This window comes from Variovorax sp. RCC_210 (assembly GCF_041355175.1).
GTDB lineage: Bacteria > Pseudomonadota > Gammaproteobacteria > Burkholderiales > Burkholderiaceae_C > Variovorax.
In genome coordinates this window covers 202874-229749 of sequence record NZ_JBFUPJ010000004.1, presented here as the reverse complement: position 1 = coordinate 229749, position 26876 = coordinate 202874, and the positions used below count along the sequence as shown (strand labels likewise).

Genomic DNA, 26876 nt, shown 5'->3' with positions numbered 1-26876 from the left:
ATTCGCGCTTGGCGCTCCGTTCGGTGCTTGTCTCGGGCCGCATTAGGAACGCAGATCAACCATTTGGGAAATTTAGATGTGATATGGATTTATCATGAATCCTTATGAACTTGTCCACCCGCCAGATGCGCGCCTTTCTGCAGGTGGCGCGCATCGGCAACTTCACCCGCGCGGCCGAGCAGGCGCACATCACGCAGGCCGGCCTGAGCATCCTGGTGCGCGAAATGGAAAAACAGCTGGGCTGCCGCCTGTTCGACCGCACCACGCGCGTGGTGAGCCTCACGCCCGAGGGCCGGCGGCTGCTGCCGGTGGTGGAGCGGCTGCTGACCGACCTGGACGACGTGACGGCCGAGCTCGGCGCGGCAGGCGACGCGTCGCGCCGCACGCTGCGCATCGCGGCCACGCCGCTGGTGTCCTCGCACCTGCTGCCGCAGGTGTTCACCACCTTTCGCGCCGCGCACCCGCAGGTCAGCCTGCGCCTGTTCGACGCCGACCTGCGCGACGTGGAGGCCATGGTGACCGCCGGTGACGCCGACCTGGGGCTGGGCTTTTTCTTCAAGGGCGCGGCGGGGCTGGAGCGCACGCCGGTCGGGCGCTTCCAGCTGATGCGGGTGGCGCCGATGGAAGCAGACGGCGAGGGCAGCGAGGGTGCCGAGGCAACTTCCCCCATGGGCACCGTGCCGTGGTCGGCCCTGCGTGCCGCCGAGCTGGTCGGCCTGCCGCCGGGCAACCCGATCCAGAAAGTGATCGACCAGCACCTGGCCGACATCGGCCGCGCCGACGCGCAGCGCACCGCGTTCAACTTCTTCGGCACGCTGATCTCGATGGTGGAGGCCGGCTTCGGCACCGCCGTGATGCCGACCTTCGCACTCGCGGCCTGCAGGCGACACCGCGTGCGCACCGACGTGCTGGTCAAGCCCAAGGTGGGCATGGACTTCTACCGCGTCACCAAGCGCGGCGCGCACGAGACGGAGGCCATGCAGGCCTTCGTGGCGACGCTGGCGAAGGCGCTGCCGGCGCTCTCGCGCTAGCCCGCGCTCACCGGTTTCAACCCTCCGCCAGCCGCTTGCGCAAGAACTCCGCGAAGGCGTAGGCAATCACCGGCAGCTGCCGCCCGCGCAGGCTGGCCAGCACCAGTTCGCCGCGCGGAAAGCCGCGGTCTTCGATGTCGCGGGCCACGATGTCGTGGTCTTCGGCCACCGCGCCGATGGCCATCTGGAACGAGATGGAACGCGCGTCGTACAGGCAGCCGCGCAGGAACTCGAAGCTGTTGCTCTCCACCTGGGCGCGGATGCGGGTGGAGCTGCGCGCCAGGAAGCGCTCCAGCAACTGGCGCCCGCCGGTGTCGCGGTTGGGCAGCACCACGGGGTAGTCGGCGCAGTCGCTCATGCGCAGCGTTTTCGACTTCGCCAGCGGGTGCCGCCTGTGCATGATGGCCATGAGCTTCTGCTCGACCGCGCACACGCGCTCGATGTCGGACTCCGGCGCCAGGTTGAACACCAGCGCCAGGTCGGTCTCGAAGCTGCGCAGCGCATCCGCCGCCTGCACGTGGTCGCCGATGCGCGCGTCGAAGCCCACCAGCGGGTGCGCGGCGCCGAAGTCGCGGATGGCCTCGGGCAGGAAGCGCGGCGCCAGCGCCTGGCTCGCCACCAGCCGCACGGCGCCGCGGCGCAAGCCCTGCAGGTCCTCGATTTCGGAGCGCACCCGCTCCAGCTCCGATGAGCGCCCGCGGATGTAGCGCACGAACAGCTCGCCCGCCGCGGTGAGCCGCATGCCGCGCGGCAGGCGCTCGAACAGGGGCGTGCCCAGTTCGTCTTCCAGGTCCTGGATGCGGCGGTTGACGGCGGAGGGCGCCACGTGCAGCCGCTCGGCCGCCTGGCGGATCGAGCCGGCCCGGGCGACCTCGTCGGCGTAGCGCAGGAAACGAAGGTGGTTCATGCGGCAGCCGTTGCACGAAGCGCGCCAGAAAACACTTCATGACCGTGCCCCGACCGTTGCCGCAACGGCAACGCACAGCACGCGAATCGGTACGGATCAAGCGCACCTTTTGGCACGCCCGCTGCATGCCTTCGCTGCATGACACGCCGACCCGCACCTTCACGCACCAATGCAGCGCAAGCGCCCGCGCGCTTCGGCCCGGCGCCCCACAACGCCTGGACACTGGAAGGCGGCCGGGTGAGCCTGGTGCGCGCACCCAGGCAGCCGCGCCCGGTGCCCATGGACGCCGAGCCGCAACCCATCGCGTTCGACCTGGCGCGCAGCGCGCTGGTGGTGGTCGACATGCAGAACGACTTCTGCCACCCCGAGGGCTGGTTCGCGCAGAAGGGCATCGGCACCCGCGCGGCGCGCAAGCCCATCGCCACCATTGCGCGGCTGCTGCCGGCATGGCGCGCGGCGGGCGGCGCGGTGGTGTGGCTCAACTGGGGCATTCGCGCGGACCGCCTCAACCTGTCGCCCGCGGTGCAGTTCAAGGGCAAGCGCAGCGCCGACGGCGTCGGCTACGCGGAGCATTCGCCCATCGACCACGGCCCGTCGCTGGTGCAGGGCAGCTGGGGCGCGCAGGTGATCGACGAGCTGGCCGTCGAGCCCGGCGACATCACCGTGCACAAGCACCGTCTGAGCGGCTTCTGGGACAACGAGCTCGACAGCGTGCTGCGCCAGCAGGGCCTGGGCACGCTGCTGTTCGCGGGCATCAACACCGACCGCTGCGTGTTCTCGACGCTGCAGGACGCGAACTTTCTCGGCTACGACTGCGTGCTGCTGAAGGACGCGTGCGGCACCTCGTCGCCGGCCTACGTCACGCGCGGCATTCATTTCATGGTGCAGCAGCTGCACGGCTTCGTCGCGACGGCGGAGTCGCTGATTGGTTCGCTCGCCTCGCTTTCCCCGTCCCTCCCCAAACGCTAGGAGTCTTCGCATGCCGCTTTCTCTTTTCCCTCGCCCGCGCCGGTTTCTCGGGTTTCGCGCGTTTCACGTGTTTCGCACGCTCGCCGCCGCCGGCCTCGCCCTGGCCGCCGCCTGCGCCACGGCGCAGGTGCCCGTCAAGCTGGTGCTCAACTGGAAGTACGAAGGCCCGCAGGCCTGGTTCTTCGTGGCCCAGGACAAGGGCTACTTCAAGGCCGAGGGCCTCGATGTCGAGATCGACCAGGGCGAGGGCTCCGCCGCCTCCATTCCCAAGGTGGCGGCCGGCGCCTACCAGGCCGGCTTCGGCGACCTGAACGCGCTGATCGACCTGGCCTCCAAGCGCCCGGCCGATGCACCGGTGGCGGTCTACATGCTCTACAACACGCCGCCCTTCACGCTGGTGGTGAAGCAGGACAGCCCCATCAGGTCGCCCAGGGACCTCGAGGGCAAGACCGTCGGCGGCCCCGCCAACGACGGCGCGCTCAAGCTGTTCCCTGCCTTCGCGAAGATCGCGAAGGTCGATGCGTCGAAGGTCAACATCACCAACATGGCGCCCAACCTGCGCGAGCAGATGCTCACGCGCGGGCAGATCGACGCGGCCTTCGGCTACGTCACCACCGTGAGCTTCAGTGCCAAGGCGATGGGCCTCGACCCGGCGAAAGACCTGCGCTTCATTCGCTACGGCGACCACGGCATGGACCTGTATTCGAACGCGGTGTTCTTCTCGCGCGCCTTCGTCAAGGACAACCCGAAGGCGGTGCAAGGCTTCGTGAAGGCGCTGAACCGCGCGGTAAAGGAGGTCATTGCCGACCCCGACATGGGCATCGACCACGTCATGAAGCGCGAGCCGCTGCTCAAGCGCGAGGTCGAGAAGGAAAAGCTTTTCGCAACCCTGCGCAACGACATGAGCCACCCCGAGGTGGCCCGCATCGGCCTGGGCGACGTGGACGACGCGCGGCTGAAGAAAGGCATCGACATCGTGGTCGATGCCAACCAGCTGCCGCGCACGCCGACCCCGGCCGAGGTGTTCGACCGCGGCTTCCTGCCCGCGCGCGCCGACCGCCCCTCCAGGACATTGAACGCATTGAACTGAAAGAGAGAAACGACATGGACCTGCAACTCAAGGACAAGGTGGCGCTCATCACCGGCCCGGCCAAGGGCATGGGGCGCGCCGTGACGCTGGCCTTCGCGCGCGAAGGCGCGAAGCTGGTGCTGGCCGGGCGCGACACCGGCGCCATCGAACCCGTGGCCGCCGAGGCGCGCGCGCTCGGCGTGCAAGCCGTGGTGGTGCCCTGCGACCTGACCGTGGGCGCGCAGACCGAGGCCCTGGCCGCGCACGCGCTGGAGGCCTTCGGCCGCATCGACGTGCTGGTCAACGTGGCCGGCGGCTCGGGCCCCATCGGAAAGACCGGCTGGGAAACCACGAGCGCCGAGTTCGACGAGATCGTGCAGCTCAACATGACCGGCTGCTTCAATACCATGCGTGCCGTGCTGCCTTCGATGATCGAACGGCGCAGCGGCAAGGTGGTGAACGTGGGCGGCACCTTCGGCATGCGCGGGCGCGCCGGCCGCATGGCGTACTCGGCTTCCAAGTGGGGCCTGCGCGGCATCACCAAGAGCTTCGCGCTGGAGGCCGGGCCCTACGGCATCAACGTGAACTGCGTGGCGCCGGGCATGGTCGACGGGCCGCGCTTTCGCGAGAAGGTGTGTGCCGACATGGCCGAGAAGCTCGGCATTTCGCTGGAAGAGGCAATGACGCGGCACGCCGCCGACTACGCGCTGCGCCGCGTGTCCACCGACGCGGACGTGGCCAACGCCTGCCTCTTCATGGCAAGCGATGTGTCCCGCCAGGTCACCGGTGTCGACCTGCCCGTCGACGGCGGCTGGGCGATGCTCTGAGGAGGCCGGCATGAAAGAAGTCGACCTCGTCATTCGCGGTGCGCGCGTCGTGTCCGCGGACCAGATCATCGAAGCCAGCGTGGCCATCGCCGGCGAGCACATCGTGGCCGTCGGCCACGACGACACCATGCCGCCGGCGCGCCAGGAGATGCGCGCCGACGGGCTGCACCTGCTGCCGGGCGCCATCGACAGCCACGTGCACTTTCGCGACCCGGGCTATCCGAACAAGGAAACCTGGAAGACCGGGTCGGCCGCCGCCGCCATGGGCGGCGTGACCACCGTGTTCGAGATGCCCAACACCAACCCCGCCACCGGCACGGTGGAGGCGCTGCGGCTGAAGCAGAAGGCGGCCGAGTCGTCGTACTGCGACTTCGGCATCCACGGCCTGCTGGGCGACGACACGGTCGAGCGGCTCGAGGAGCTGCTCGACGCGGGCGTCACCAGCTTCAAGGCCTTTGTGGGCAACACCTTCGGCAACCTGCCCGCGCCCACCGACGGTGCGCTGCTCGAAGGCTTCGAGAAGCTGGCGCCGCTGGGCATTCGCACGGTGGTGCATGCGGAGAACTCGTCGATCCTGCAGCGCCGCCAGAAGCACATGCAGGCGGCCGGGCGCATCGACGCGATGGCGCACCTGGCCGCGCGGCCGGCCGTGGCCGAGATAGAGGCCATCGGCCGCGTGCTCACGCTGGCCGAGTGGACCGGCGCGCGCGTGCACATCGCGCACCACAGCGCGGCCGATTCGCTCTACCTGCTGCGCGAGGCCAAGCGCCGCGGCGTCGACGTGACGGCCGAGACCTGCCCGCAGTACCTGCTGCTGAACACCGGCCACATGCTCAAGCTCGGCGGCGTGATGCGGCTCAACCCGCCCATTCGCGAGGCGCGCCACAACCAGCCGCTGTGGGACGCGCTGATGGACGGCACGCTCGACATGATCGCCACCGACCACGCGCCGCACGCGCCCGAGGAGAAGACGCGCGAGAGCATCTGGGACTGCGACTGCGGTTTTCCGGGCGTGGAAACGCAGATGCCGCTGATGCTCACCGAGGTGAACCGCGAACGCGCCACCCTGATGGACTACGTGCGCTGGAGCGCGGTGAACCCGGCCAGGGCCTGGGGCCTGTACGGCACCAAGGGCGTGATCGCGCCCGGCGCGCATGCCGACATCGCCTTCGTCGACATGCAGCGCGCGGGCACGCTGTCGCAGAACCGGCTGCAGAGCATCAGCAAGATCTCGCCGTGGAACGGCCGCCCGGTCAAGGGCTACCCGCTGCACACGCTGCTGCGCGGGCGCTTCGTGATGCGCGAAGGCAAGCTGGTGAGCGACGCGGTCGGATGGGGCCGTTCGGTGAAGGGCGTGCAGAAGATGCCCGCGGCCAGGCCGCGCAACACCGAGCACTACAGCAGCGCCATCCTGCGGACGCCGCCCGGCGTGCCCGCGACGGCGGTGCCGGTGGGCGAGGTGGACTGGAGCGCCACATGAACGCCGCGCGTGTGCAGCAGGTGCAGGTGTGGCGCATTCCCTGCCGCGGGCCCGGCGACCTGAGCGGCGTGAAGGCGCTGATCGACGCGGGCGAGATTGTCGCGGCCGACATCGTGGCCGTGATGGGCAAGACCGAAGGCAACGGCTGCGTCAACGACTTCACGCGCGAGTACGCGTCCACCGCCTGGTGCCACCTGCTCGCACCCGCGCTCGGGTGCACGCCCGAGGCGGTGCACGGGCGCGTGGCGCTGGTGATGTCGGGCGGCACCGAGGGTGTGCTGGCGCCACATTTCACCGTGTTCGCGCGGCGCTGGCTGCCCAAGCTGCCCGAGGTTCCTGGCGTGACTGAGTTGACGGCCGGCCTGGGCAAGCGCCTGGTGGTCGGCGTGGCGCACACGCGCGACTTCCTGCCCGAAGAAATGGGCCGCGCCGCGCAGGTCGACGCCACGGCGCAGGCGGTGGCCGAAGCCATGCGCGACGCGGGCATCGACAGCGCCGACGACGTGCACTTCGTGCAGGTCAAGTGCCCGCTGCTCACGTCGGCCAAGGTGTCGGCGGCACTGGCGCGCGGGGCCGCGCCCGTGACCCACGACAGCTACGAGTCGATGGGCTATTCGCGCGGCGCCTCGGCACTCGGCGTGGCGGTGGCGCTGGGCGAAGTCGCGCGCGGCGACATCACCGATGCGAGCGTGATGAGCGACTGGGGCCTGTTCTCGGCGCGTGCCTCGGCCTCGGCCGGCATCGAGCTCGAGGGCAACGTGGTCATCGTGCTCGGCGAGGCGCAAGGCAGCGCCTCGGCGTTTCGCATCGCCCATGCGGTGATGCGCGACGCGATCGATGCGGCCAGCGTGCGCGCGCTTCTGCGCGATGCCTTCGGGCTCGACGCGGAGCGCGATGCGCAGGCCCTGTCCGCACGGTTGGTGAACCTGCTCGCCAAGGCCGAGGCCAGCCCCGACGGCCGCGTGCGCGACGCGCGCCACACCATGCTCAACGACTCCGACATCCACTCGACGCGCCACGCGCGCGCCGTGGTGGGCGGCGTGCTGGCCTCGGTGGCCGGCCACACGGCGCTGTACGTGTCGGGCGGCGCCGAGCACCAGGGGCCCGCGGGCGGCGGGCCGGTGGCCGCCATCCTGCGGATGGACGACGCGGCGGCCAGTTCTTCCCTCGCCAGTTCTTCCCTCTCTTCCTGAATGACCTTCATGGGCAACGCATTCATCCAACTGTCCGACGTGATGCTCCGTTATGGCGGCGGCACCATCGCGCTGGACCACACGACGCTGGACATCGACAAGGGCGACTTCGTCGCGCTGGTGGGGCCCAGCGGCTGCGGCAAGTCGACCATCCTGAAGCTGGTGGCGGGCCTGCTGCGGCCGAGCGCGGGCGCGGTGATTGCCGGCGGGCGCGAGGTGGGCGCGGCCGGCACGGTGGCCGCGGCGGGCGCGCATGCCTCGCAGGCGCCGCGCCTTCGCATCGGCCTGGCCTTCCAGAACCCGACGATGCTGCCGTGGCTCACGATCCGCGAGAACGTGATGATCCCGCTGAAGATCGTCGAGCCCTTTCGCCAGCACTACCGCAGCAAGAAGCGCGGCGAGTACGCCGAGCGCGCCGACGCGCTGCTGGCGCAGGTGGGCCTGAAGGGCTTCGGCGATAAGCGGCCGTGGCAGCTCTCGGGCGGCATGCTGCAGCGCGCCTCGCTGTGCCGCGCGCTGGTGCACGAGCCCGAGCTGCTGCTGCTCGACGAGCCCTTCGGCGCGCTCGACCAGTTCACGCGCGAGGAGCTGTGGGACATCATGCAGACGCTGTGGATCGCCCGGCGCCCGACCGTGCTGCTGGTGACGCACGACCTGCGCGAGTCGGCCTACCTGGCCAACCGCATCTGCGTGATGAGCGCGCGGCCGGGCCGCATCCTGGAAACGCGCGACGTGGGCTTTGCGCGGCCGCGCACGCTGGAGAGCAGCTACGCGCCCGAGTTCGCGGCGCTGGTGCAGCAGCTGCGCATGCGCATCGCCGAGGCGCGGCGCGAGAGCGATGCGGTGCCTGCAATCGCACAGGCAACGCAGGCCACGCAGGCAACGCAGGCCACGCAGGCAGCGCAGGCCACGCAGGCTGCGTCCCGCAACACCACGCCGGAAGCACGCGAAGAGGTGGCCGCGTGATCGCGCCGCTCACCCGGCAGCGCCTGCTGTCCGCCGGCGCGCTCGTCGGCTTCTTCGTGTTGTGGGAAGCGGTGTGCCTGGCCTTCGGCGTGTCGGACCTGATCCTGCCGCGCCCGAGCCAGATCGCGATGGTGCTGCTGCAGAAGATGCCGCTGCTGTGGCCGCACACCGTGCAGACGCTCTACACCACGCTGGCCGGCTTCGTGCTCGGCGTGGGAGCGGGCATCGTGGTGGGCGTGGTGATCGGCTCGTCGAAGCTGGCTTACGACGTGACGTACCCGCTGCTGGTGGGCTTCTCGAGCATTCCCAAGGTGGCGGTGGTGCCGCTGTTCGTGGTGTGGTTCGGCGCGGGCACGGTGCCGGCCATCCTGACCTCGATGGTGATCAGCATCTTTCCGGTGGTGGTGAACGTGGCCACCGGCCTGGCGAGCACCGAGCCCGAGCTGGAGGACGTGCTGCGCGTGCTGGGCGCGAGAAAGCGCGACATCCTGTGGAACGTGGGCCTGCCGCGCGCGCTGCCCTACCTGTTCGCCTCGCTGAAGATCGCGATCACGCTGGCCTTCGTGGGCACCGTGCTGAGCGAGACGGTGGCGGCCAACAAGGGCATCGGCACGGTGATGATGATCGCCAGCGGCAACTTCGACGTGCCGATGGTGTTCGCCGGGCTCTTCCTGCTCGCAGCGATGGGGGTGGCGCTGTATGCCGTGTCCTCGCTGGTCGAGCGGCGCATGACGGGCTGGGCCCAGCGCAAGACCGACACGGCCATGGCATGACGGCCACGACAAGGTGAAAAGGCAAGAAATGAACGACCTCATCCGCATCACCGCCGGCGGCCTGCGCTTCGTGGCGCAGACGCACCCCGACGCACCGCGCACCGTCGCGGCCTTCCGCAAGCTGCTGCCCTTCGCGCAGAAGCTGGTCCACGTGCGCTGGAGCGGCGAAGGCTGCTGGGTGCCGCTGGGCGATTTCGAACTGGGCGTGGGCTTCGAGAACCACACCAGCCATCCGTCGGTGGGGGACGTGCTGTTCTACCCCGGCGGCTACAGCGAGACCGAGATCATCCTGGCCTACGGCGCCTGCAGCTTCGCCAGCAAGATGGGCACGCTGGCGGGCAACCACTTCCTCACCATCGTCGAAGGGCGCGAACAGCTGCGCGCGCTCGGCAACAAGGTGCTGTGGGAGGGCGCGCAGGACGTGCTTTTCGAAGCCCTCTGATTCATCCGCCGATTCATTCGCCGATTCACCCGCTGATTCGCTTGCCGATTCATTCTCCGGAGCCGCTCATGACCTTTTCCGTATCCCGCCGCAAGGCGGTCGTCGCCTTGTCGGCGGCCCTGGGTTCGTCGCTCGCGGCGTTGCCCGCGCGCCAGGCGCGCGCCCAGCCGCTCACGCCCGTGCGCTTCGTGCTCGACTGGAAGCTGCAGGGCGTGCACGCCTGGTACTACCTCGCCGAAGACCGCGGCTACTTCGCCGCGGAAAACCTCGCGGTCGCCATCGACCAGGGCGACGGCTCCGCGGCTGCCGTGACCAAGGTGATGGCCGGCGCCTACGACGCGGGCTTCGGCGACGTCAACGCGGTCATCCAGAACGCCGCTGCCAAGCCGGGCGCCGCGCCCGTGATGGTCTACATGGTCTACAACCGCGCGCCGTTCGCGCTCATCGTGAAGGCCAGCAGCCCCGTTCGCACGCTGAAGGACCTGGAAGGCCGCACGCTGGGCTCGCCGGCCGGCGGCGCCGCGCTGCGCATGTTCCCGCTGATGGCGGCGCGCAGCGGCGTGGACGCGGCCAAGGTCAAGTGGACGAACATGGCGCCCAACCTGCAGGAGCAGATGCTGCTGAAGGACCATGTCGAAGGCTCGGCCGTGTTCTCGGTCACCAGCTACATGAACCTGGTGGCGCAGGGCGTGGACCCCGACAAGGACATCCGCTGGTTCCACTACGCGGACCACGGTGTCGACCTGTACGGCAACGGCGTGGTGGTGTCGCGCCAGTTCCTGAAAGACAAGCCACAGGCCGTGGCCGGGCTGGTGCGTGCCATCCACAAGGCGGTGCGCGACACCGTGGCCGACCCCGACGCCGCCATTGCCGCGCTCATGAAGCGCGAGCCGCTGCTGAACGCGGCGCTGGAGAAACGGCGGTTGCTCTACACGCTGCGCACCGTCATGCTCACGCCCGAAGTCGCCGCCGCCGGGCTGGGCGATGTGAACGACGCGCGCATGGCGCGTGCCGTCGGGCAGGTGAAGGAGGCGTTCGAACTGGCGAACGCGCCTGCCGCTGGCGAGGTGTTCGACCGGCGCTTCCTGCCGCCGCTGGCGGAGCGCAAGGTCGCCGCGCTGCAACCGTAGCCAGGGCGCCCAACCGACAACGAAGGAAGCGCCATGCTCGCTCGCACGCCTGAAGAACACATCGACTGCGCCTGGTTGCTGGCCGACCCCGGCGTGCAGCCTGCGCAACGCGGCATGCGCATCGCGTTGGAAGGCGGCGGCATCCGGTCGGTCGCGCCGTTGCCGGACCTAGCCGCCAGCAGCGCGCCGCGCCTGCTCGCGCTGCCCGCGTTGGCCAACGCGCACGACCATGCGCGCACTTTCCGCAGCGCCACGCTGGGCGCTTTCGGCCAGCCGCTGGAGAGCTGGCTGCCGTTCCTGGGCGTGGTGCCGGGCATGGACCCGTACCTGTGCGCCGCCACGTCGTTCGCCCGCTCGGTGCGCCACGGCGTCGCGAACCTGATGGTCCACTACACACGCGTGCAGGGCGGCATGGCCTATGCCGACGAAGCGGCCGCGGTGGCGCGCGCGGCACGCGACGTGGGCGTGCGCATCGGCTTTGCAGTGGCCATGCGCGACCGCCATGGCATCGCCTACTGCGACGACGCGGCGGTGCTGTCGGCGCTGCGCCCGGGCATTCGCGATGCGGTTGCCGAAAGGCTCGCGGTGAAGCCGGTGTCGCCGGCGCAGCAGCTCGCGCTGGTCGACGAGGTCGCTCGCAGGGTGGAAGAGGGCGGCCACGCTGGCCACGTGACGGTGCAGTACGGCCCGGCGGCCGTGCAGTGGTGCAGCACGCCGTTGCTCGAGGCCATCGCGCGGGCGTCGGCCGACACGGGCCGCCCGGTGCACATGCACCTGCTCGAAACGCGCTACCAGCGCGACTGGGCCGATGCCAACCACCCCGGCGGCATCGTGCGCTTCCTGGACGACATCGGGCTGCTGACGCCGCGCCTCACGCTCGCGCACTGCGCCTGGGCCCGGCCGGAAGAGCTGGCGTTGATTGCCGAGCGCGGCGCGACCATCGCGGTCAACACCAGCTCCAACCTGGGCCTGAAATCGGGCATCGCCCCGGTGCCCGAGATGCTGAAGCACGGCTGCCGCGTGGCCATGGGGCTGGACGGCATGGCCTTCGACGAAGACGACGACGCGCTGCGCGAGATGCGGCTGGCGTATTCGCTGCACCGCGGCTGGGGCTACGACACCACGATGACGCGCGAGCAGCTCTGGGCGTTCGCCTCGGGCAACGGGCCGCGCAGCGTGCGCGGCGGCGGCGCGTGGGGTAGGCAAAGCGGGCGCATCGCACCCGGCGCGCCGGCGGATATCGTGTTGCTGGACTGGGATGCGCTCGACGACGACGCGCTCTTCGCCGAGACCGACCCGCTCGACCTGCTGCTGGCGCGCGCCAACGGCAGCCACATCGCCAAGGTGCTGGTCGGCGGGCGGCGGGTGGTCGACCGGGGGCGCGTGCTGGGCATCGACGAGCCCGCGTTGCGCGCCGAGCTGCTGGCGCGCATGCGCGGCGCGCTGGCGGCGGACGCGGCAGGCGCGCTGTCGTGGCGCGAGACCGTCAAGGCGCTGGCCGAGGACCTCGGGCCGTTCTACCGCAGCGGGCGGATCGGCGGCTGCTGCGGCTAGGAAGCTGGGAAGCTGGGGAGTTGGAAGGGGCCTCCAGCCGGGGCCTTACAGCGTGAAGTCGTACTCCACCGTGATCGGCGCGTGGTCGCTGAACTTGATGGTCTTGTAGATCGCCTCGGTGCGCGCCAGCGCGCCGATGGCCGGCGTGGCCAGGTGGTAGTCCAGCCGCCATCCCACGTTGTTCGCGTAGGCCTGGCCGCGGTTGCTCCACCAGGTGTAGGCCTCGTCGGTGGTGTCGGGCTTGAGCATGCGGTACACGTCCACCAGGCCCGCGCCGTCGGTGCCGGCGTCGAGCAGCTTGGTCATCCAGTCGCGCTCCTCGGGCAGGAAGCCGCTGTTCTTGCGGTTGCCGCGCCAGTTCTTCAGGTCGATTTCCTTGTGCGCGATGTTGATGTCGCCGCACAGCACGAACTCGCGCTCCTTCTTCAGCGCGATCAGGTGCGGGAAAAAGCCTTTCAGGAAGCGGAACTTGGCCTCCTGGCGCTCCTCGCCCGAACTGCCGCTCGGAAAGTAGCAGCTGATGACGGAGAACTTGCGGCTGGGCGTGTCGAAGCGCAGCTCCAGGTAGCGGCCCTCGGCGTCGAACTCGGCGTCGCCCCAGCCCACCACGACCTGGCTCGGTGCGTGCTTGGTGTAGATGGCGGTGCCGGCGTAGCCTTTTTTCTCGGCGAAGTGGAAGTGGCCCTTCAGGCCCGCCATCTCCTCGAAACGGCCTTCGATGTCGCTGGCCTGGACCCGGATCTCCTGCATGCAAATACAATCCGGCGCAAGTTCGGCCACCCAGTCGGCCACGCCTTTGGTAGCGGCCGAACGCAGGCCATTGAGATTGAGACTGGTCAGTTTGAACACAAGGAATTTCCGATGGCTGTAGAGAGTGAGAAAAGCAGCGCGGTCGCACAGGACTTCGTCCAGTTTGCGTTGGATGCCGGCGTGCTGCGCTTCGGCGAATTCAAGACGAAGGCCGGGCGAATGAGCCCTTATTTCTTCAATTCCGGGCTCTTCGACGACGGCGCCAAGATCGCCCGTCTGGCCGGATTCTATGCAGACCGCATCATCGAGAGCGGGCTCGAATTCGACATGATCTTCGGCCCCGCCTACAAGGGCATTCCGCTGGGCGCCACGGTGGCCGCCGAGCTGGCGCGCCGCGGGCGCAACTACCCCTTTGCCTACAACCGCAAGGAAGCCAAGGCCCACGGCGAGGGCGGCAACCTGGTGGGCGCGCCGCTGAAGGGCCGCGTGCTGATCGTGGACGACGTCATGTCGGCCGGCACCGCGGTGCGTGAATCCATTGCCGCCATCCAGGCCGCGGGCGCCACGCCGCATGCCGTGGCCATCGCGCTCGACCGGCAGGAGAAAGCCACCGAGAACGGGGTCGACGTGGACCACAGCGCCGTGCAGTACGTGCGCAACCAGCTCGGCCTGGCGGTGTTCGCCATCGCCACGCTGGACGACCTGCTGAACTACCTCGCGGGCAACGCCGCCGCCGACCTGGGCGCGCACCACGAGCGGGTGCTGGCCTACCGCACCCGCTACGGCGCCAGCTGAGGCAAGGCCCGCATGCACGCACGCGATCACGGCCATCCGACTCGCCTGCGGGCAGCGGCGACTTCGTTTCTTGTGCTTCTGTCGTTCCTGGGCTCCGGCGGCGCGTTGCATGCGCAGCCGAAGAGCGTGGACGGCGCGGGCCCCAGCATCTACACCTGCACCGACGCACGCGGGCGCACGCTGACGGCCGACCGGCCCATTGCCGAGTGCAGCGACCGCGAGCAGCGCGAGCTGAATCCCAGCGGCTCGATTCGCCGCAAGGTCGAGCCGACCTACACGGCGCGCGAGCTGCAGGAGCGCGAAGACCGCGCCCGCGAAGCCGCGGTGCAGGCCGCGCGCATCACCGACGAGCGCCGCCGCGAGCGCGCGCTGCTGGTGCGCTACCCCAACGCCACCACGCACGACCGCGAGCGCTCGGAGGCGCTGGCGCAGGTCGACGCCGTGACCCAGGCGGCGCGCAAGCGCATCGCCGAGCTGGCCGAAGACCGCAAGAAGGTCGACGAGGAGATGGAGTTCTACAAGCAGGACCCGAGCAAGGCGCCCGGCTCGGTGCGCCGCAAGCTCGAGGACAACACGCAGAGCGTGGCCGTGCAGAACCGCTTCATCGCGGAGCAGGAAGACGAGAAGAAGCGGGTGAACGCGCGCTTCGACGAAGAGCGCATTCGCCTGAAAGCGCTGTGGTCGCCGCAGAACGGCGGCACCAACCGGTGACAGTGCCGGGGCCCTGCGCAAGCCATTGCGCAAGGCCCCGGTCGGCCGGGTTCAGCCCAGCTTGGCCTTCAGCAGCTCGGTGACCTGCGCGGGGTTCGCCTTGCCGCCGCTGGCCTTCATGACCTGGCCCACGAGGCCGTTCAGCGCCTTCTCCTTGCCGCCGCGGTATTCCTCGACGTTCTTCGCGTTCTTGGCGATCACCTCGTCGAGGATCTTGTCGAGCGCGCCGGTGTCGGCCATCGGCTTCAGGTCTTTCGCCTCGATGATCGCGTCGACGTCGCTGCCTTCGCCGGTCCACAGGGCGTCGAACACCTGGCGCGCGGCGTTGTTGGGCAGCGTGCCGTCGGCGATGCGCGTGACCAGCTGGGCCAGTTGCCGGGCCTTCACGGGCGCGGCCTCGATGCCGATCTCGGCGGCGTTCAGGCGGCGCGCCATCTCGCCGGTGATCCAGTTGCTCGCGAGCTTGGGCGTGGCGCCCGCGCCCACGGCTTCGTCGAAGTAGCCGGCCAGCGCCGCGCTCTGCGTGAGCTGCGCGGCGTCGTATTCCGACAGGCCGTGGTCGCGCGCATAGCGCTCGGCGGTGGCGCGCGGCAGCTCGGGCATGGCCGCCTTCACGCGCTCGATCCACTCGGCGGCGATCACCAGCGGCGGAAGGTCGGGGTCGGGAAAGTAGCGGTAGTCGGCCGAGTCTTCCTTGGCGCGCATGGCGCGCGTCTCGCCGGTGTCGGTGTTGAACAGCACCGTGGCCTGCTCGATCTTGCGGCCGTCCTCGATCTCCTCGATCTGCCAGCGGATCTCATAGTCGATCGCCTGCTGCATGTGCTTGAAGCTGTTGAGGTTCTTGATCTCGCGGCGCGTGCCCAGCCTGTCGCCGGGCTTGCGCACCGACACGTTGGCGTCGCAGCGGAAGCTGCCTTCCTGCATGTTGCCGTCGCAGATGCCGATCCAGGTGACGATCTTGTGCAGCTCGCGCGCATAGGCCACGGCCTCGGCGGTGGAGCGCATGTCGGGCTCGGTCACGATCTCCAGCAGCGGCGTGCCGGCGCGGTTCAGGTCGATGCCGCTCTGGCCGATGAAGTTCTCGTGCAGCGACTTGCCCGCGTCTTCCTCGAGGTGGGCGCGCACCAGGCGCACTGTCTTCTTTTCTTCGCCGAGAAAGAACGACACCGAGCCGCCCTGCACCACCGGGATCTCGAACTGGCTGATCTGGTAGCCCTTGGGCAGGTCGGGGTAGAAGTAGTTCTTGCGCGCGAACACGCTGCGCGGCGCGATGTGCGAGCCCAGCGCCAGGCCGAGCTTGATGGCGCGTTCGACCGCGCCCTTGTTCATCACCGGCAGCGTGCCCGGCAGCGCCAGGTCGACCGCGCAGGCCTGCGTGTTGGGCTCGGCGCCGAAGGCGGTGGAGGCGCGGCTGAAGATCTTGCTGGCGGTCGACAGCTGGGCGTGCGTCTCGAAGCCGATGATGACTTCATAGCCGCGCACCAGCGGGCCGGTCGGGCGGCCTTGTTGTTGTGCTTCGAATGTGTTCACGGTCTCGCTCATGTCAGAAGCCCTCCGGCGTGCGTGCATGCCAGTCGGTGGCCTGCTGGAAGCGGTGGCCTGCGTTGAGCAGCCTGGCTTCGCCGAAGTAGTTGCCGATCAGCTGCAGCCCCACGGGCATGCCGCCGTCGAAGCCCGCGGGCACGCTCATGCCGGGCAGGCCGGCCAGCGACGCAGGCAGCGTGAAGATGTCGGCCAGGTAGTCGGCCACAGGGTCGTCACCATGCTCGCCGAGCTTCCACGCGGTGGTGGGCGCGGCCGGGCCGGCGATGACGTCGCACTGCGTGAAGGCCTGCTGGAAGTCGTCGGCGATCATGCGGCGCACCTTCTGCGCCTGCAGGTAGTAGGCGTCGTAGTAGCCGTGGCTCAGCACGTAGGTGCCGATCATGATGCGGCGCTTCACTTCGTCGCCGAAGCCTTCGGCGCGCGTGCGCTCGTACATGTCGGCCAGGTCCTTGTACTGCTTGGCGCGGTGCCCGAACTTGACGCCGTCGAAGCGGCTCAGGTTGCTCGAGGCCTCGGCCGCGGCCAGGATGTAGTACACGGGAATCGACAGCTCGGTGCGCGGCAGCGATACCTCGACGCGCCTGGCGCCGAGCTTCTCGTATTCGGCCAGCGCCGCGTCGATGGCCGCGCGCACGCCCGGTGCCACGCCGTCGCCGAAGAATTCCTTGGGGACGCCGATGCGCAGGCCGTCGAGCGAATCGTTCAGCGAGCGGCCGAAGTCTTCTGCGGGCTTGTCGAGCGAGGTGGAATCGCGGTCGAGATCGGGGCCGCAGAAGGCCGACAGCAGCAGCGCGCAGTCTTCGGCGGAGCGGGCCATCGGGCCAGCCTGGTCGAGGCTGGACGCGAACGCCACCATGCCGTAGCGCGAGGCGCGCCCGTAGGTCGGCTTGATGCCGGTCACGCCGCAGAACGACGCGGGCTGGCGAATGGAGCCGCCGGTGTCGGTGCCGGTGGCCGCGGGGGCCAGGCGTGCGGCAACGGCCGCGGCGCTGGCGCCGGACGAACCGCCCGGAATGCGCTCGCGGTTCCAGGGGTTCTGCACGGGCACGGCCTTGTCGTGGCCCACGGCGGGCACGGCGACGTTCTCGTTGGCCGAGCCCATGGCGAACTCGTCGCAGCTCAGCTTGCCCAGCGTGACCGCGCCGGCCTCGGCCAGGCGGCGCACCACGGTGGCGTCGAAGGGCGAGCGGTAGCCCGCGAGCATCTTCGAGCCGGCGGTGGTGGCGAAATCGGCGGTGACGAAGATGTCCTTGTGCGCAATGGGCACGCCGGCCAGCGCCGGGGCGTTGCCCGCGGCGATGAGGGCGTCGGCCGCGCGGGCCTGGGCCAGCGTGGTTTCCTCGTTCACGTCGACGAAGGTGCCGAGCGATTCGTGGGCCTTCATGCGGCCCAGGAACACCTGCGAGGCTTCCACGGCCGACACCTTGCGTTCGGCCAGCGCCTTGGCCAGCGCGACCACGCTCATCTGGTGCAGTTCAGCGCTTGTCGTCATTCGATCACCTTGGGCACGAGGAACAGGCCGGCTTCGACGGCGGGGGCGCTCTTCTGGTTGGCTTCGCGGTTGTTGGGCTCGCTCACCACGTCGTCGCGCAGGCGCAGCGTGATGTCCTCGAGGGCGGCCACGGGGTGGGCCAGCGGCTCGATGCCGGTGGTGTCCACGGAGCGCATGCGTTCGACCAGGTCGAAGAAGCCGTTGATCTGGCTGAGCATGCGCTCGCTTTCGTCGGAGGCCAGCTGCAGCCTCGCCAGCGAGGCGATGCGCGCAATATCGGAAGCGGAAAGTGACATAAGTGCGGGACGCTAAAAAAGCGAAGCTAATCGCACCGCGAGGCGGGTGCTAATACAGGAATCAGAGGGGATTCGGGTATTATCCCGCCTTTGCCGCAACCCCCGCGAACGCGCCGGCTTTTGCGCCAAAAACGATCAATTCACCCCGTCAAACGACCCAAAAAATAGAGCGACGACCTGCCGATGCGCAGGCCGTGCTCAGAGGATTCCGCACATGTTTGGAGCTTTCCGTCGGTACTTTTCCACCGACCTTGCGATCGACCTCGGCACCGCCAACACCCTGATCTTCGCCCGCAACAAGGGCATCGTGCTGGACGAGCCGTCCGTCGTGGCCATTCGCCATGAAGGCGGCCCGCACGGCAAGAAGGTGATCCAGGCCGTGGGCCGCGAGGCCAAGGCCATGCTGGGCAAGGTGCCCGGCAACATCGAGGCGATCCGCCCGATGAAGGACGGCGTGATCGCCGACTTCGTGATCACCGAGCAGATGATCAAGCAGTTCATCAAGATGGTGCACCCGCGCACGCTGCTCACGCCGAGCCCGCGCATCATCATCTGCGTGCCCTGCGGCTCGACCCAGGTCGAGCGCCGCGCCATCAAGGACGCGGCCGAAGCGGCCGGCGCCACGGCGGTCTACCTCATCGAAGAACCCATGGCCGCGGCCATCGGCGCCGGCCTCCCCGTCAGCGAGGCCTCGGGCTCGATGGTGGTGGACATCGGCGGCGGCACCACCGAAGTGGGCGTCATCAGCCTGGGCGGCATGGTCTACAAGGGCTCCGTGCGCGTGGGCGGCGACCGCTTCGACGAAGCCATCATCAACTACATCCGCCGCAACTACGGCATGCTGATCGGCGAGCCGACGGCCGAAGTCATCAAGAAGAACATCGGCTCGGCCTTCCCGGGCTCCGAAGTCAAGGAAATGGAAGTCAAGGGCCGCAACCTTTCCGAAGGCGTGCCGCGCAGCTTCACCATCAGCAGCAACGAAGTGCTGGAAGCCCTGACCGATCCGCTGAACAACATCGTCTCCGCCGTGAAGAACGCGCTGGAGCAGACGCCGCCCGAGCTGGGCGCCGACATTGCCGAGCGCGGCATGATGCTCACCGGCGGCGGCGCGCTGCTGCGCGACCTCGACCGCCTGCTGGCCGAGGAAACCGGCCTGCCGGTGCTGGTGGCCGAAGACCCGCTGACCTGCGTGGTGCGCGGTTGCGGCATCGCGCTGGAGCGCATGGACCGACTTGGAAGCATCTTCACGAGCGAGTGAAGGGCCCCCAGTCCTCATCGCCGGCCTCTGCTTGCGCAGGCCGGCTTTTTGTTATTTGATTCCGCACCACCGCCGGGTCTGAACTCATGCCTCTGGGCACGCTCGATCGCACAGCGCCACCCTTGTTCAACCAGGGGCAGTCGGCGCTCAGCAAGCTGATCTTCTTCGGCGCGCTCGCCCTGTTCCTCATGGTGGCCGATGCACGCTTTCATATCGTGCAGCCCGTGCGCGCGGCCATCGGCGCGGTGCTGTACCCGGTGCAATGGGTGGCGCTGAAGCCGGTGCAGGCGGTGCTGGGCGGCGGGCGCTACTTCGAAGACCTGCAGACCGCGCAGCGCAACGAGGACGACGCCCGCAAGGCGCTCATGATGCAGGCCGAGCGCGCCGCCCAGGCCGACACGCTGGCGCAGGACAACGCCCGCCTGCGCGAACTGCTCGAACTGCGCCAGGCCACCACCACGCCGGGCCGCGCGGCCGAGGTGCTGTACGACGCGGCCGACCCCTACACCCGCAAGATCGTCATCGACCAGGGCCTGGCCCAGGGCGTGGCCGCGGGCTCGCCGGTGATCGATTCGCGCGGCGTGCTCGGCCAGGTCACGCAGGTGCTGCCCTTCACGAGCGAGGTCACGCTGGTGATCGACCGCGACCTGTCCATTCCCGTGCAGAACACCCGCACCGGTGTGCGCAGCGTGGCCTTCGGCGACGCCTCGGCGCACGGCGGCGGACTGGAACTACGTTTCATGGCAGCCAACGCCGACCTGCAGGAGGGCGACCTGTTGTCCACCAGCGGCGTCGACGGCATCTATCCCGCCGGCCTGCCGGTGGCGAAGATCGATCGCATCGAGCGGCGCGCCGACTCGGCCTTCGCGCGCATCTACTGCGTGCCGCTGGCCCATGTGACGGCCGCGCGCTACGTGCTCGTGCTGGCACCCACCGGCACACCGGCCGCGCCGCCGCCGGCCGCGCCCGCCACCGTGCAGCGCAAGCGCCCGGAAGGCAAGCCCGGCGCGGGCAAGAACGAAAAGAAGCAGGGGGAACGCCGATGATCAAGCGCCCCGGCCAACAGCAGCTGCTGCTGCCCGTGAGCCCGGTCTTCATGTGGACCAGCCTCATCGCGGCGGCGCTGGTCAACCTGATTCCGATCGGCCGCGCCGTGTGGATGCCCGACCTGCTCGCGCTGGTCATCGTGTTCTGGGGCGTGCACCAGCCGATGCGCGTGGGCATCGGCGCGGCCTTCGTGTTCGGCCTGTTCATGGACGTGCACCAGTCGTCGATGCTGGGCCAGCACGCGCTCTCGTACACCACGCTGGGCTTCTTCGCGATCACCATCCACCGGCGCCTGCTGTGGTACCCGGTGCTGTCGCAGGCGCTGCAGGTGCTGCCGCTGTTCGCGCTGTCGCAGCTCATCGAGGTGGTCACGCGGCTGATCGGCGGCGGCGTGTTCCCGGGCTGGGCGGTGCTGATCTCGCCGGCCATCGAGGCGGCCCTCTGGCCCCTGGTGACAGCACTGTTGCTGGCCCCGCAGCGCCGCACCCCGGAACCGGACGAGAACCGCCCCCTCTAAGTCCTGCCTGCGCCGTTCCTGGCATTTGCCTCCGCCATTGCCTTCGCCATTTGCCTTCGCACTTGCACGCGCCTAAGCTCGCACCGCCATGACCGAAATCCGCAACGTCGCCGCCGACCTCGCGCGCTTCAAGCGCCGCGTGATCGTCATCGGGCTGGCCGTGCTGTTCGCCTTCAGCCTGCTGTGCGCGCGGCTCATCTACCTGCAGGTCACGCGTCACGAAGACCTGGCCGAGCAGGCCGAGAGCAACCGCACGGCCGTGGTGCCGGTGGTGCCCAACCGCGGGCTCATCCTCGACCGCAACGGCATCGTGCTGGCCTCGAACTACTCGGCCTACACGCTGGAGATCACGCCCTCGAAGGTGAGCGACGTCGACGAGACCATCGACAGCCTGACCCAGGTGCTCGAGGTGTCGCCGCGCGACCGCCGCCGCTTCAAGCGCCTGCGCGAAGACTCGCGCAGCTTCGACTCCATTCCGATCCGCACCCGCCTGAGCGACGAAGAGGTCGCGCGCTTCGCGGCCCAGCGCTACCGCTTTCCGGGCGTGGAGATCAAGGCGCGCCTGTTCCGCAACTACCCGCAGGGCGAGCTGGCCTCGCACGTGCTCGGCTACATCGGGCGCATCAACCAGCGCGAGAAGACCGCGATGGAAGACTGGGACGAGGAAGACCAGGCCAACTACAAGGGCACCGACTACATCGGCAAGCTGGGCATCGAGCAGAGCTACGAGAAGACGCTGCACGGCCAGACCGGCGTCGAGCAGATGGAAACCTCGGCCGGCGGGCGCGCCGTGCGCCGCCTGGCGAGCCACCCGGCCACGCCGGGCAACACCGTGATGCTGGCGCTGGACATCAAGCTGCAGAAGCTGGTCGAAGACATGTTCGGCGAGCGGCGCGGCGCGGTGGTGGCCATCGACCCCAAGACCGGCGAGGTGCTGGCCTTCGTGAGCAAGCCCACGTTCGACCCGAACCTGTTCGTCGAGGGCATCGACAACGAGAGCTGGGCGGCGCTGACCGAGTCGCTCGACAAGCCTTTGCTGAACCGTGCGCTGCGCGGCACCTACCCGCCCGGTTCCACCTACAAGCCCTTCATGGCGCTGGCCGCGCTGCAGACCGGCAAGCGCGGCCCCAGCGTGGTGGTGAACGACCCCGGCTACTTCAACTTCGGCGGCCACCGCTTCGGCAGCCCCGAAGGCAACCTGGGCGGCGTGGACATGCGCCGCGCCATCCAGCTGTCGAGCAACATCTATTTCTATTCGCTGGCCAACGAGATGGGCGTGGACATGATCCACGACGCCATGAAGCCGCTGGGCTTTGGCCAGATCACCGGCATCGACCTGGGCGGCGAGGTGCGCGGCGTGCTGCCCAGCACCGAGTGGAAGCGCAACACCTACAAGCGCCCCGAGCAGAAGAAGTGGTACGCGGGCGAGACCATCTCGCTGGGCATCGGCCAGGGCTACAACGCCTTCACGATGCTGCAGCTGGCGCAGGCCACGTCGATCGTGGCCGACGGCGGCATCAAGCACAAGCCGCACCTGGTGCTGGCCACGCGCAACACCGTGAGCGGGCAGGTCATCCCGCTGCCGCCGGTGCCGGCGGAAAACCTGGGCTACACGCCCGCGGCCATCTCGGTGATCCGCGAGGGCCTGACCAGCGTGGTGACCAGCGGCACCGCGCGCGGCGTGTTCGCCGGCGCGCTCTACCAGGCCGCCGGCAAGACCGGCACGGCGCAGGCCGTGACGCAGGCGCAGAACACCAAGTACAACGCCCGCGCGCTCGAGGAGCACCAGCGCGACCACGCGTTGTTCATGGGCTTCGCGCCGGTGAACGACCCGAAGATCGCGATTGCCGTGATCGTGGAGAACGCCGGCTGGGGCGCGGGCGCCGCGGCCCCCATTGCGCGCCGCGTGTTCGACTACTGGCTCGCGAACCAGTACCCGAGCGAAGCCGACCTGGCGGCGATCAAGACCGGCAAGGCGACCGCGCCGATCGGCAAGCCGCGCGTGGCGACGGAAGTGTCGTGGCCGGCGCCGGTGGCAACGCCGGTGAATGCACCCTGATGTGTTGCTGCCTCCCCTTCCGGGGGAGGGGCGGGGTGGGGGCATGCGGCGATCGAGCTCGCGCGATGTTGTGGGGCCGTCAGCCCTCACCCTAGCCCTCTCCCGCTCGCGGGAGAGGGGACAACACAGAGCCCCGCTGCGATGAATTCGCCCCTGATGCCTTGCTCCCTCCCCTTCCGGGGGATGGTTGGGGTGGGGCACGCGGCGATCGAGCTCGCGCGATGTTGTGGAGCCGTCGGCCCTCACCCTAGCCCTCTCCCGCGAGCGGGAGAGGGGACAACACAGAGCCCTGCTGCGCTGAATTCGTCCCTGATGCCTTGCCCCCTCTCCCGCTTGCGGGAGAGGGTTGGGGTGAGGGTCAGCGGCAACGAAGACCGCGCGATGTCGTGAGGCCGTCGGCCCTCACCCTGGCCCTCTTCCGCAAGCGGAAGAGGGAACCCATCCTCAAACCACCGTGCCGCTCACCTCGCCCAGCCCGATGCGCACCGCGCCCGCACGCTCGCAGTACCCGCGGATCACCAGCGTGTCCCCGTCCTCCAGGAACGTGCGCTTCTCGCCGTTGGGCAGCGTGATTGGCTGCTTGCCGCCTTGCGTGAGCTCGATCAGCGAGCCCGCTTCATCGGGCTTCGGCCCCGACAGCGTGCCCGAGCCCAGCAGGTCGCCGGGCTGCAAGTTGCAGCCGTTCACCGTGTGGTGCGCGATGAGTTGCGCGGCCGTCCAGTAGGCGGCTTCGGTCGTGTTGCCGCGCGTCAGGCGCACGGGCGCTTCGCCGGCTGCGCGCATCTTCTCGGTCTGCAGCAGCACCTCGAGCGTGATGTCGAGCGCGCCGCTCTCGCGGTTGGCTGCCGAGTCGAGGTAGGGCAACGGCTGCGGGTCGCCGGCGGGCCGCTCGAACTTCGCGCGGAAGGGCGCCAGCGCCTCGGTCGTCACGATCCACTGCGACAGCGTGCTGGCGAAGCTCTTCGACAGGAACGGGCCCAGCGGCTGGTATTCCCAGGCCTGCACGTCGCGCGCCGACCAGTCGTTGAGCAGCGTCACGCCGAACAGGTGGTCCTCGGCCTCGCCGATGGCGATGGGCTCGCCCAGCGCATTGCCGCGCGCCACCACGAAGCCCAGCTCCAGCTCGTAGTCCAGCCGCTTCGACGGGCCGAAGCTCGGCTCCGCGGCATCGGGCGCCTTGGTCTGGCCCTGCGGGCGCTTGAACACCTGGCCGCTCACGCGGATGGACGACGCCCGCCCGTGGTAGCCGATGGGCACCCACTTGTAGTTGGGCATCAGCGGCTGGTCGGGGCGGAACAGCTTGCCGATGGTGGTCGCGTGGTGGATGCCGGTGTAGAAGTCGGTGTAGTCGCCGATGCGGCAGGGCACGGTCATCTCGGCCGCGGCCTGCGCCAGCAGCGCCTTCGACCACGCGGCCTGCTTGTCGCTGCCTTCGGCCAGGCCGGCGGAAATCGACGCGCGCAGGGCCTGGCGGTCTTTCACGCTGACGCTCATCAGCGCGTTCATGTCGTCGGTGTCGACCAGCCCGGCGGCCTTCAGGTCGAGCACCTGGTCGCCGATGGCCACGCCGATGCGAAAGGCCTCCTGGCTGCCCGCGGCGCGGAAGCGGCCGAAGGGCAGGTTCTGGATCGGGAAGTCGGTGCCGGCTTCGTTGGCCGAGGCGACCCAGCTGCGCAGCTTCGGGTCATGGGTGGCGTTGAGTGCGGTCATGGATGTCTTTCGTTGAGTCTGTTCAATCGGCGGTCATGCCGGCCTTCTTGGCGACGTCGCCCAGGCGCTTGTATTCGGTCTCGGTGAGCGTGGTGAGTTCTTGCGCCGTGGAGCCGCGCGGCGAGAAGCCGGCCTGCTGCAGCTTGGCCTTCACGTCGGGCATGGCCAGGGCCTCGACGAAGGCCTCGTTCAGCGCCTTCACGATGGGAGCCGGCAGCTTCGCCGGGCCGTACACGCCGAACCACGGGTCCAGCGCGTAGCCCTTGAGCCCGGCTTCGGCCATGGTCGGCACGTCGGGCAGCGAGGGCGAGCGCGCGGGGCCCGCCACCGCCAGCGCGCGCAGCTTGCCGGACTGGATGTGCGGCAGCGACGCCGGCAGGTTGTCGAACATCACGCCGATGTTGTTGCCCAGCATGTCGGTGATGGCCGGGCCGCTGCCCTTGTAGGCCACGTGCACGAGCTCGGTGCCGGTCATCTGCGCGAACATCACGCCGGCCAGGTTCATCGAGGTGCCGGCGCCCGCGGTGGCGTAGGGCATGCCGGGGTTCTTCTTGGCGGCCGCGACCAGCTCGGGCACGGTCTTGATGGGCGACACCGCCGGCACTTCGAGCACGATGGTCGAGGTGCCCAGCAGGCTGATGGCGGTGAAGTCCTTGCGCGGGTCGAAGGCCATCGACTTGTAGATGTGCGGGTTCAGCGCGTTGGTCGAGATGGCGCCGAAGCCGATGGTGTAGCCGTCGGGCGCGGCCTTGGCCACGGCGTCCATGCCGATGTTGCCGCCCGCGCCGCCGCGGTTGTCGATGAGCACCGGCTGGCCCAGCTTCTCCGACACCTTCTGGCCCACCGTGCGCGCCACCAGGTCGGTGGTGCCGCCGGGCGAGTAGGGCACGACGAAGCGGATGGGCTTGCTCGGGTAGTCCGCCGCGTGCGCGAGCAAAGGCGCCGCGAAGGGCGCGGCGAGCAGGGCGACGGCCGCGGCGCGGCGGGTCAGGGTGAATGCGTTCTTCATGCTTTGAATTGATCTTTCAGGCCGGCCCAGCAGTCGGCGTAGTCGGTGTCGAGCGCGCTGCTCTGCAGCGCGAAGTGGGTGGGAATGAAGCGGTAGCGGCTCTCGAACATGAAGGCCAGCGTGTTGTCCAGCTTGTGCGGCTTCAGGTCGGCGTGGGTGGCCTTGTCGAAGGCTTCCTCGTCGGGCCCGTGCGGCACCATGCAGTTGTGCAGGCTCGCGCCGCCGGGCTTGAAGCCGCCCGGCTTGGCGTCGTACTCGCCCAGCACCAGCCCCATGAACTCGCTCATGAGGTTGCGGTGGAACCATGGCGGGCGGAAGGTGTTCTCCATGACCATCCAGCGTGGCGGGAAGATCACGAAGTCGCAGTTGGCGGTGCCGGGCGTGTCGCTGGGCGAGGTCAGCACGGTGAAGATCGACGGATCGGGGTGGTCGAAACTGATCGAGCCGATCACCATGAAGTGCGCCGTGTCGTACTTCACCGGCGCGAGGTTGCCGTGCCAGGCCACCACGTTGAAGGGCGACTGGCTGGCGGGCGCCTTCCAGAAGCGGCCGCCGAATTTCTTGACGAGCTCGTAGGCGCCTTCTTCCGATTCGAAGGCCGCCACCGGCGCCTGGAAGTCGCGCGCGTTGGCCAGGCCGTTCGAGCCGATCGGGCCCAGCTCGGGCAGGCGGAAATGCGCGCCGTAGTTCTCGCACACGTAGCCGCGCGAAGGCCCCGCGCCAGCGTCCGAGTCCGGCAGCGCCACCTTGAAGGCCATGCCGCGCGGCAGCAGCGCGATTTCGCCCGGCTTCACGTCGAGCACGCCCAGCTCGGTGGTGATCACCAGGCGGCCCTGCTGCGGCACCACCAGCATCTCGCCGTCGGCGTTGACGAAGGCGCGGCGTTCCATCGAGCGGCCGGCCAGGTACATCAGCGAGCCGATGCCCACCTGCGACTCGGCATCGCCGTTGGCCGCGATGGTGTGCATGCCGTCGATGAAGTCGACCTCGGCGGCGCCGTCCAGCGGCTGCGGGTGCCAGCGCAGGGGCTCGGGCGGCAGCGCGATCTCGCGGTCGGCGCCGGTGCTCCAGTGCGCCTGCGCGTACGGCTGGTAGCGCCCCGATACCACCGAGGGCTGGCGGCGGTACAGCCAGGTGCGGCGGTTCTCGTGGCGCGGCGCGGTGAAGGCGGTGCCCGAGATCAGCTCGGTGTACAGGTCGAAGGGGCCACGCTGCGGGTTGTTGCGGCCCTGGGGCAGGGCGCCGGGCACGGCCTCGGAGGCGTACTCGTTGCCGAAGCCGCTCTGGTAGCGGCGCTCGGCGGCGGGGGGTGCTTGGGTCATGGTGTTCTCTTTCGAAAATCGCGA

25 protein-coding genes are annotated in these 26876 nt (G+C 69.3%); 17 read left to right on the top strand and 8 right to left on the bottom strand.

Going from position 1 to position 26876, the window contains the following annotated elements; genetic code table 11:
- Positions 1-104 precede the first annotated feature (104 nt).
- Entirely contained in the window at positions 105-1031 is a 927-nt protein-coding gene (locus tag AB6807_RS15885) for a LysR family transcriptional regulator (RefSeq protein WP_371085329.1), read from the top strand.
- Positions 1032-1047: 16 nt separating this feature from the next.
- Here AB6807_RS15885 and AB6807_RS15880 read toward each other — a convergent pair whose 3' ends face one another.
- Positions 1048-1938: a LysR family transcriptional regulator gene (locus AB6807_RS15880; RefSeq protein WP_116911506.1), complete on the bottom strand. Its 891-nt coding sequence runs from the start codon at positions 1936-1938 to the stop codon at positions 1048-1050.
- A gap of 138 nt (positions 1939-2076) precedes the next feature.
- On the opposite strand from AB6807_RS15880, the gene AB6807_RS15875 reads away from it, so the two are divergent.
- From AB6807_RS15875 to AB6807_RS15830, 10 genes are all read left to right on the top strand, one after another.
- Positions 2077-2907, top strand: coding sequence for a cysteine hydrolase family protein (locus tag AB6807_RS15875; protein ID WP_371085328.1), 831 nt, complete (start codon positions 2077-2079; stop codon positions 2905-2907).
- Between the two features lie 10 nt (positions 2908-2917).
- Complete coding sequence (locus tag AB6807_RS15870; protein ID WP_371085327.1) at positions 2918-3997, top strand: ABC transporter substrate-binding protein; 1080 nt, start codon at positions 2918-2920, stop codon at positions 3995-3997.
- Positions 3998-4011: 14 nt separating this feature from the next.
- Positions 4012-4803: an SDR family NAD(P)-dependent oxidoreductase gene (locus AB6807_RS15865; RefSeq protein WP_116911503.1), complete on the top strand. Its 792-nt coding sequence runs from the start codon at positions 4012-4014 to the stop codon at positions 4801-4803.
- 10 nt (positions 4804-4813) lie between these two features.
- On the top strand, positions 4814-6283 hold the full coding sequence (locus AB6807_RS15860; RefSeq protein WP_371085326.1) for a dihydroorotase family protein: 1470 nt from the start codon (positions 4814-4816) through the stop codon (positions 6281-6283).
- The gene (locus AB6807_RS15855; protein WP_371085325.1) at positions 6280-7476 is read left to right on the top strand and encodes a ring-opening amidohydrolase; all 1197 of its coding nucleotides are present in this window, start codon (positions 6280-6282) and stop codon (positions 7474-7476) included. Before AB6807_RS15860 ends, AB6807_RS15855 begins: the two co-directional genes overlap by 4 nt.
- A 9-nt stretch (positions 7477-7485) precedes the next feature.
- Positions 7486-8442 (top strand): ABC transporter ATP-binding protein, encoded by a 957-nt coding sequence (locus AB6807_RS15850; protein WP_371085324.1) that lies wholly within the window; start codon positions 7486-7488, stop codon positions 8440-8442.
- Positions 8439-9215: an ABC transporter permease gene (locus AB6807_RS15845; RefSeq protein ID WP_371085323.1), complete on the top strand. Its 777-nt coding sequence runs from the start codon at positions 8439-8441 to the stop codon at positions 9213-9215. The genes AB6807_RS15850 and AB6807_RS15845 overlap by 4 nt, the downstream gene beginning before the upstream one ends.
- A 28-nt stretch (positions 9216-9243) precedes the next feature.
- On the top strand, positions 9244-9657 hold the full coding sequence (locus tag AB6807_RS15840; RefSeq protein ID WP_116911498.1) for a DUF3830 family protein: 414 nt from the start codon (positions 9244-9246) through the stop codon (positions 9655-9657).
- Positions 9658-9725: 68 nt separating this feature from the next.
- Positions 9726-10787 (top strand): ABC transporter substrate-binding protein, encoded by a 1062-nt coding sequence (locus AB6807_RS15835; protein WP_371085322.1) that lies wholly within the window; start codon positions 9726-9728, stop codon positions 10785-10787.
- 33 nt (positions 10788-10820) lie between these two features.
- Positions 10821-12341: an amidohydrolase family protein gene (locus AB6807_RS15830; RefSeq protein WP_371085321.1), complete on the top strand. Its 1521-nt coding sequence runs from the start codon at positions 10821-10823 to the stop codon at positions 12339-12341.
- A gap of 45 nt (positions 12342-12386) precedes the next feature.
- Here AB6807_RS15830 and AB6807_RS15825 read toward each other — a convergent pair whose 3' ends face one another.
- Complete coding sequence (locus AB6807_RS15825; protein ID WP_116911495.1) at positions 12387-13190, bottom strand: exodeoxyribonuclease III; 804 nt, start codon at positions 13188-13190, stop codon at positions 12387-12389.
- A gap of 12 nt (positions 13191-13202) precedes the next feature.
- On the opposite strand from AB6807_RS15825, the gene pyrE reads away from it, so the two are divergent.
- Both pyrE and AB6807_RS15815 read left to right on the top strand, forming a co-directional pair.
- Positions 13203-13886, top strand: a complete 684-nt coding sequence (gene pyrE / locus AB6807_RS15820; RefSeq protein ID WP_116911494.1) for an orotate phosphoribosyltransferase — start codon at positions 13203-13205, stop codon at positions 13884-13886.
- A gap of 12 nt (positions 13887-13898) precedes the next feature.
- A complete protein-coding gene (locus AB6807_RS15815; RefSeq protein ID WP_286516210.1) occupies positions 13899-14597 on the top strand; it encodes a DUF4124 domain-containing protein in 699 nt (232 codons plus the stop codon).
- Positions 14598-14648: 51 nt separating this feature from the next.
- On the opposite strand, the gene gatB is transcribed toward AB6807_RS15815, so the two are convergent.
- The 3 genes from gatB to gatC are packed head-to-tail and all read right to left on the bottom strand — an operon-like array spanning position 14649 to position 17930.
- A complete protein-coding gene (gene gatB / locus AB6807_RS15810) occupies positions 14649-16139 on the bottom strand; it encodes an Asp-tRNA(Asn)/Glu-tRNA(Gln) amidotransferase subunit GatB (protein ID WP_371085320.1) in 1491 nt (496 codons plus the stop codon).
- A 1-nt stretch (position 16140) separates the two neighbouring features.
- Complete coding sequence (gene gatA / locus AB6807_RS15805) at positions 16141-17634, bottom strand: Asp-tRNA(Asn)/Glu-tRNA(Gln) amidotransferase subunit GatA (protein WP_371085319.1); 1494 nt, start codon at positions 17632-17634, stop codon at positions 16141-16143.
- Complete coding sequence (gatC, locus tag AB6807_RS15800) at positions 17631-17930, bottom strand: Asp-tRNA(Asn)/Glu-tRNA(Gln) amidotransferase subunit GatC (protein ID WP_371085318.1); 300 nt, start codon at positions 17928-17930, stop codon at positions 17631-17633. The genes gatA and gatC overlap by 4 nt, the downstream gene beginning before the upstream one ends.
- Before the next feature lie 214 nt (positions 17931-18144).
- Here gatC and AB6807_RS15795 point away from each other — a divergent pair, with 214 nt between their 5' ends.
- The 4 genes from AB6807_RS15795 to mrdA all read left to right on the top strand — a co-directional run bounded on the left by AB6807_RS15795 (position 18145) and on the right by mrdA (position 22811).
- Positions 18145-19188 (top strand): rod shape-determining protein, encoded by a 1044-nt coding sequence (locus AB6807_RS15795; RefSeq protein WP_056583929.1) that lies wholly within the window; start codon positions 18145-18147, stop codon positions 19186-19188.
- 86 nt (positions 19189-19274) lie between these two features.
- Positions 19275-20234, top strand: a complete 960-nt coding sequence (mreC, locus tag AB6807_RS15790) for a rod shape-determining protein MreC (protein WP_116911489.1) — start codon at positions 19275-19277, stop codon at positions 20232-20234.
- Positions 20231-20752, top strand: a complete 522-nt coding sequence (mreD, locus tag AB6807_RS15785; RefSeq protein ID WP_116911488.1) for a rod shape-determining protein MreD — start codon at positions 20231-20233, stop codon at positions 20750-20752. The genes mreC and mreD overlap by 4 nt, the downstream gene beginning before the upstream one ends.
- Before the next feature lie 88 nt (positions 20753-20840).
- Positions 20841-22811 carry a penicillin-binding protein 2 gene (gene mrdA, locus AB6807_RS15780; RefSeq protein ID WP_116911487.1) on the top strand — a complete coding sequence of 657 codons (1971 nt, stop codon included), beginning with the start codon at positions 20841-20843 and terminating at the stop codon, positions 22809-22811.
- A 444-nt stretch (positions 22812-23255) separates the two neighbouring features.
- Here mrdA and fahA read toward each other — a convergent pair whose 3' ends face one another.
- The 3 genes from fahA to hmgA are packed head-to-tail and all read right to left on the bottom strand — an operon-like array spanning position 23256 to position 26852.
- Entirely contained in the window at positions 23256-24521 is a 1266-nt protein-coding gene (gene fahA / locus AB6807_RS15775; protein WP_371085317.1) for a fumarylacetoacetase, read from the bottom strand.
- Positions 24522-24543: 22 nt separating this feature from the next.
- Positions 24544-25530 carry a Bug family tripartite tricarboxylate transporter substrate binding protein gene (locus AB6807_RS15770; RefSeq protein ID WP_371085316.1) on the bottom strand — a complete coding sequence of 329 codons (987 nt, stop codon included), beginning with the start codon at positions 25528-25530 and terminating at the stop codon, positions 24544-24546.
- Positions 25527-26852 carry a homogentisate 1,2-dioxygenase gene (hmgA, locus tag AB6807_RS15765; protein WP_116911484.1) on the bottom strand — a complete coding sequence of 442 codons (1326 nt, stop codon included), beginning with the start codon at positions 26850-26852 and terminating at the stop codon, positions 25527-25529. Before hmgA ends, AB6807_RS15770 begins: the two co-directional genes overlap by 4 nt.
- Positions 26853-26876: the final 24 nt, after the last annotated feature.

Bases quoted from the DNA above. Each gene is read 5' to 3' on its own strand.
- AB6807_RS15885 (WP_371085329.1), top strand. From the start codon at position 105: ATGAACTTGTCCACCCGCCAGATGCGCGCCTTTCTGCAGGTGGCGCGC.
- AB6807_RS15880 (WP_116911506.1), bottom strand. From the start codon at position 1,938: ATGAACCACCTTCGTTTCCTGCGCTACGCCGACGAGGTCGCCCGGGCC.
- AB6807_RS15875 (WP_371085328.1), top strand. From the start codon at position 2,077: ATGACACGCCGACCCGCACCTTCACGCACCAATGCAGCGCAAGCGCCC.
- AB6807_RS15870 (WP_371085327.1), top strand. From the start codon at position 2,918: ATGCCGCTTTCTCTTTTCCCTCGCCCGCGCCGGTTTCTCGGGTTTCGC.
- AB6807_RS15865 (WP_116911503.1), top strand. From the start codon at position 4,012: ATGGACCTGCAACTCAAGGACAAGGTGGCGCTCATCACCGGCCCGGCC.
- AB6807_RS15860 (WP_371085326.1), top strand. From the start codon at position 4,814: ATGAAAGAAGTCGACCTCGTCATTCGCGGTGCGCGCGTCGTGTCCGCG.
- AB6807_RS15855 (WP_371085325.1), top strand. From the start codon at position 6,280: ATGAACGCCGCGCGTGTGCAGCAGGTGCAGGTGTGGCGCATTCCCTGC.
- AB6807_RS15850 (WP_371085324.1), top strand. From the start codon at position 7,486: ATGGGCAACGCATTCATCCAACTGTCCGACGTGATGCTCCGTTATGGC.
- AB6807_RS15840 (WP_116911498.1), top strand. From the start codon at position 9,244: ATGAACGACCTCATCCGCATCACCGCCGGCGGCCTGCGCTTCGTGGCG.
- AB6807_RS15835 (WP_371085322.1), top strand. From the start codon at position 9,726: ATGACCTTTTCCGTATCCCGCCGCAAGGCGGTCGTCGCCTTGTCGGCG.
- AB6807_RS15830 (WP_371085321.1), top strand. From the start codon at position 10,821: ATGCTCGCTCGCACGCCTGAAGAACACATCGACTGCGCCTGGTTGCTG.
- pyrE (WP_116911494.1), top strand. From the start codon at position 13,203: ATGGCTGTAGAGAGTGAGAAAAGCAGCGCGGTCGCACAGGACTTCGTC.
- AB6807_RS15815 (WP_286516210.1), top strand. From the start codon at position 13,899: ATGCACGCACGCGATCACGGCCATCCGACTCGCCTGCGGGCAGCGGCG.
- gatB (WP_371085320.1), bottom strand. From the start codon at position 16,139: ATGAGCGAGACCGTGAACACATTCGAAGCACAACAACAAGGCCGCCCG.
- gatA (WP_371085319.1), bottom strand. From the start codon at position 17,634: ATGACGACAAGCGCTGAACTGCACCAGATGAGCGTGGTCGCGCTGGCC.
- gatC (WP_371085318.1), bottom strand. From the start codon at position 17,930: ATGTCACTTTCCGCTTCCGATATTGCGCGCATCGCCTCGCTGGCGAGG.
- AB6807_RS15795 (WP_056583929.1), top strand. From the start codon at position 18,145: ATGTTTGGAGCTTTCCGTCGGTACTTTTCCACCGACCTTGCGATCGAC.
- mreC (WP_116911489.1), top strand. From the start codon at position 19,275: ATGCCTCTGGGCACGCTCGATCGCACAGCGCCACCCTTGTTCAACCAG.
- mreD (WP_116911488.1), top strand. From the start codon at position 20,231: ATGATCAAGCGCCCCGGCCAACAGCAGCTGCTGCTGCCCGTGAGCCCG.
- mrdA (WP_116911487.1), top strand. From the start codon at position 20,841: ATGACCGAAATCCGCAACGTCGCCGCCGACCTCGCGCGCTTCAAGCGC.
- fahA (WP_371085317.1), bottom strand. From the start codon at position 24,521: ATGACCGCACTCAACGCCACCCATGACCCGAAGCTGCGCAGCTGGGTC.
- AB6807_RS15770 (WP_371085316.1), bottom strand. From the start codon at position 25,530: ATGAAGAACGCATTCACCCTGACCCGCCGCGCCGCGGCCGTCGCCCTG.
- hmgA (WP_116911484.1), bottom strand. From the start codon at position 26,852: ATGACCCAAGCACCCCCCGCCGCCGAGCGCCGCTACCAGAGCGGCTTC.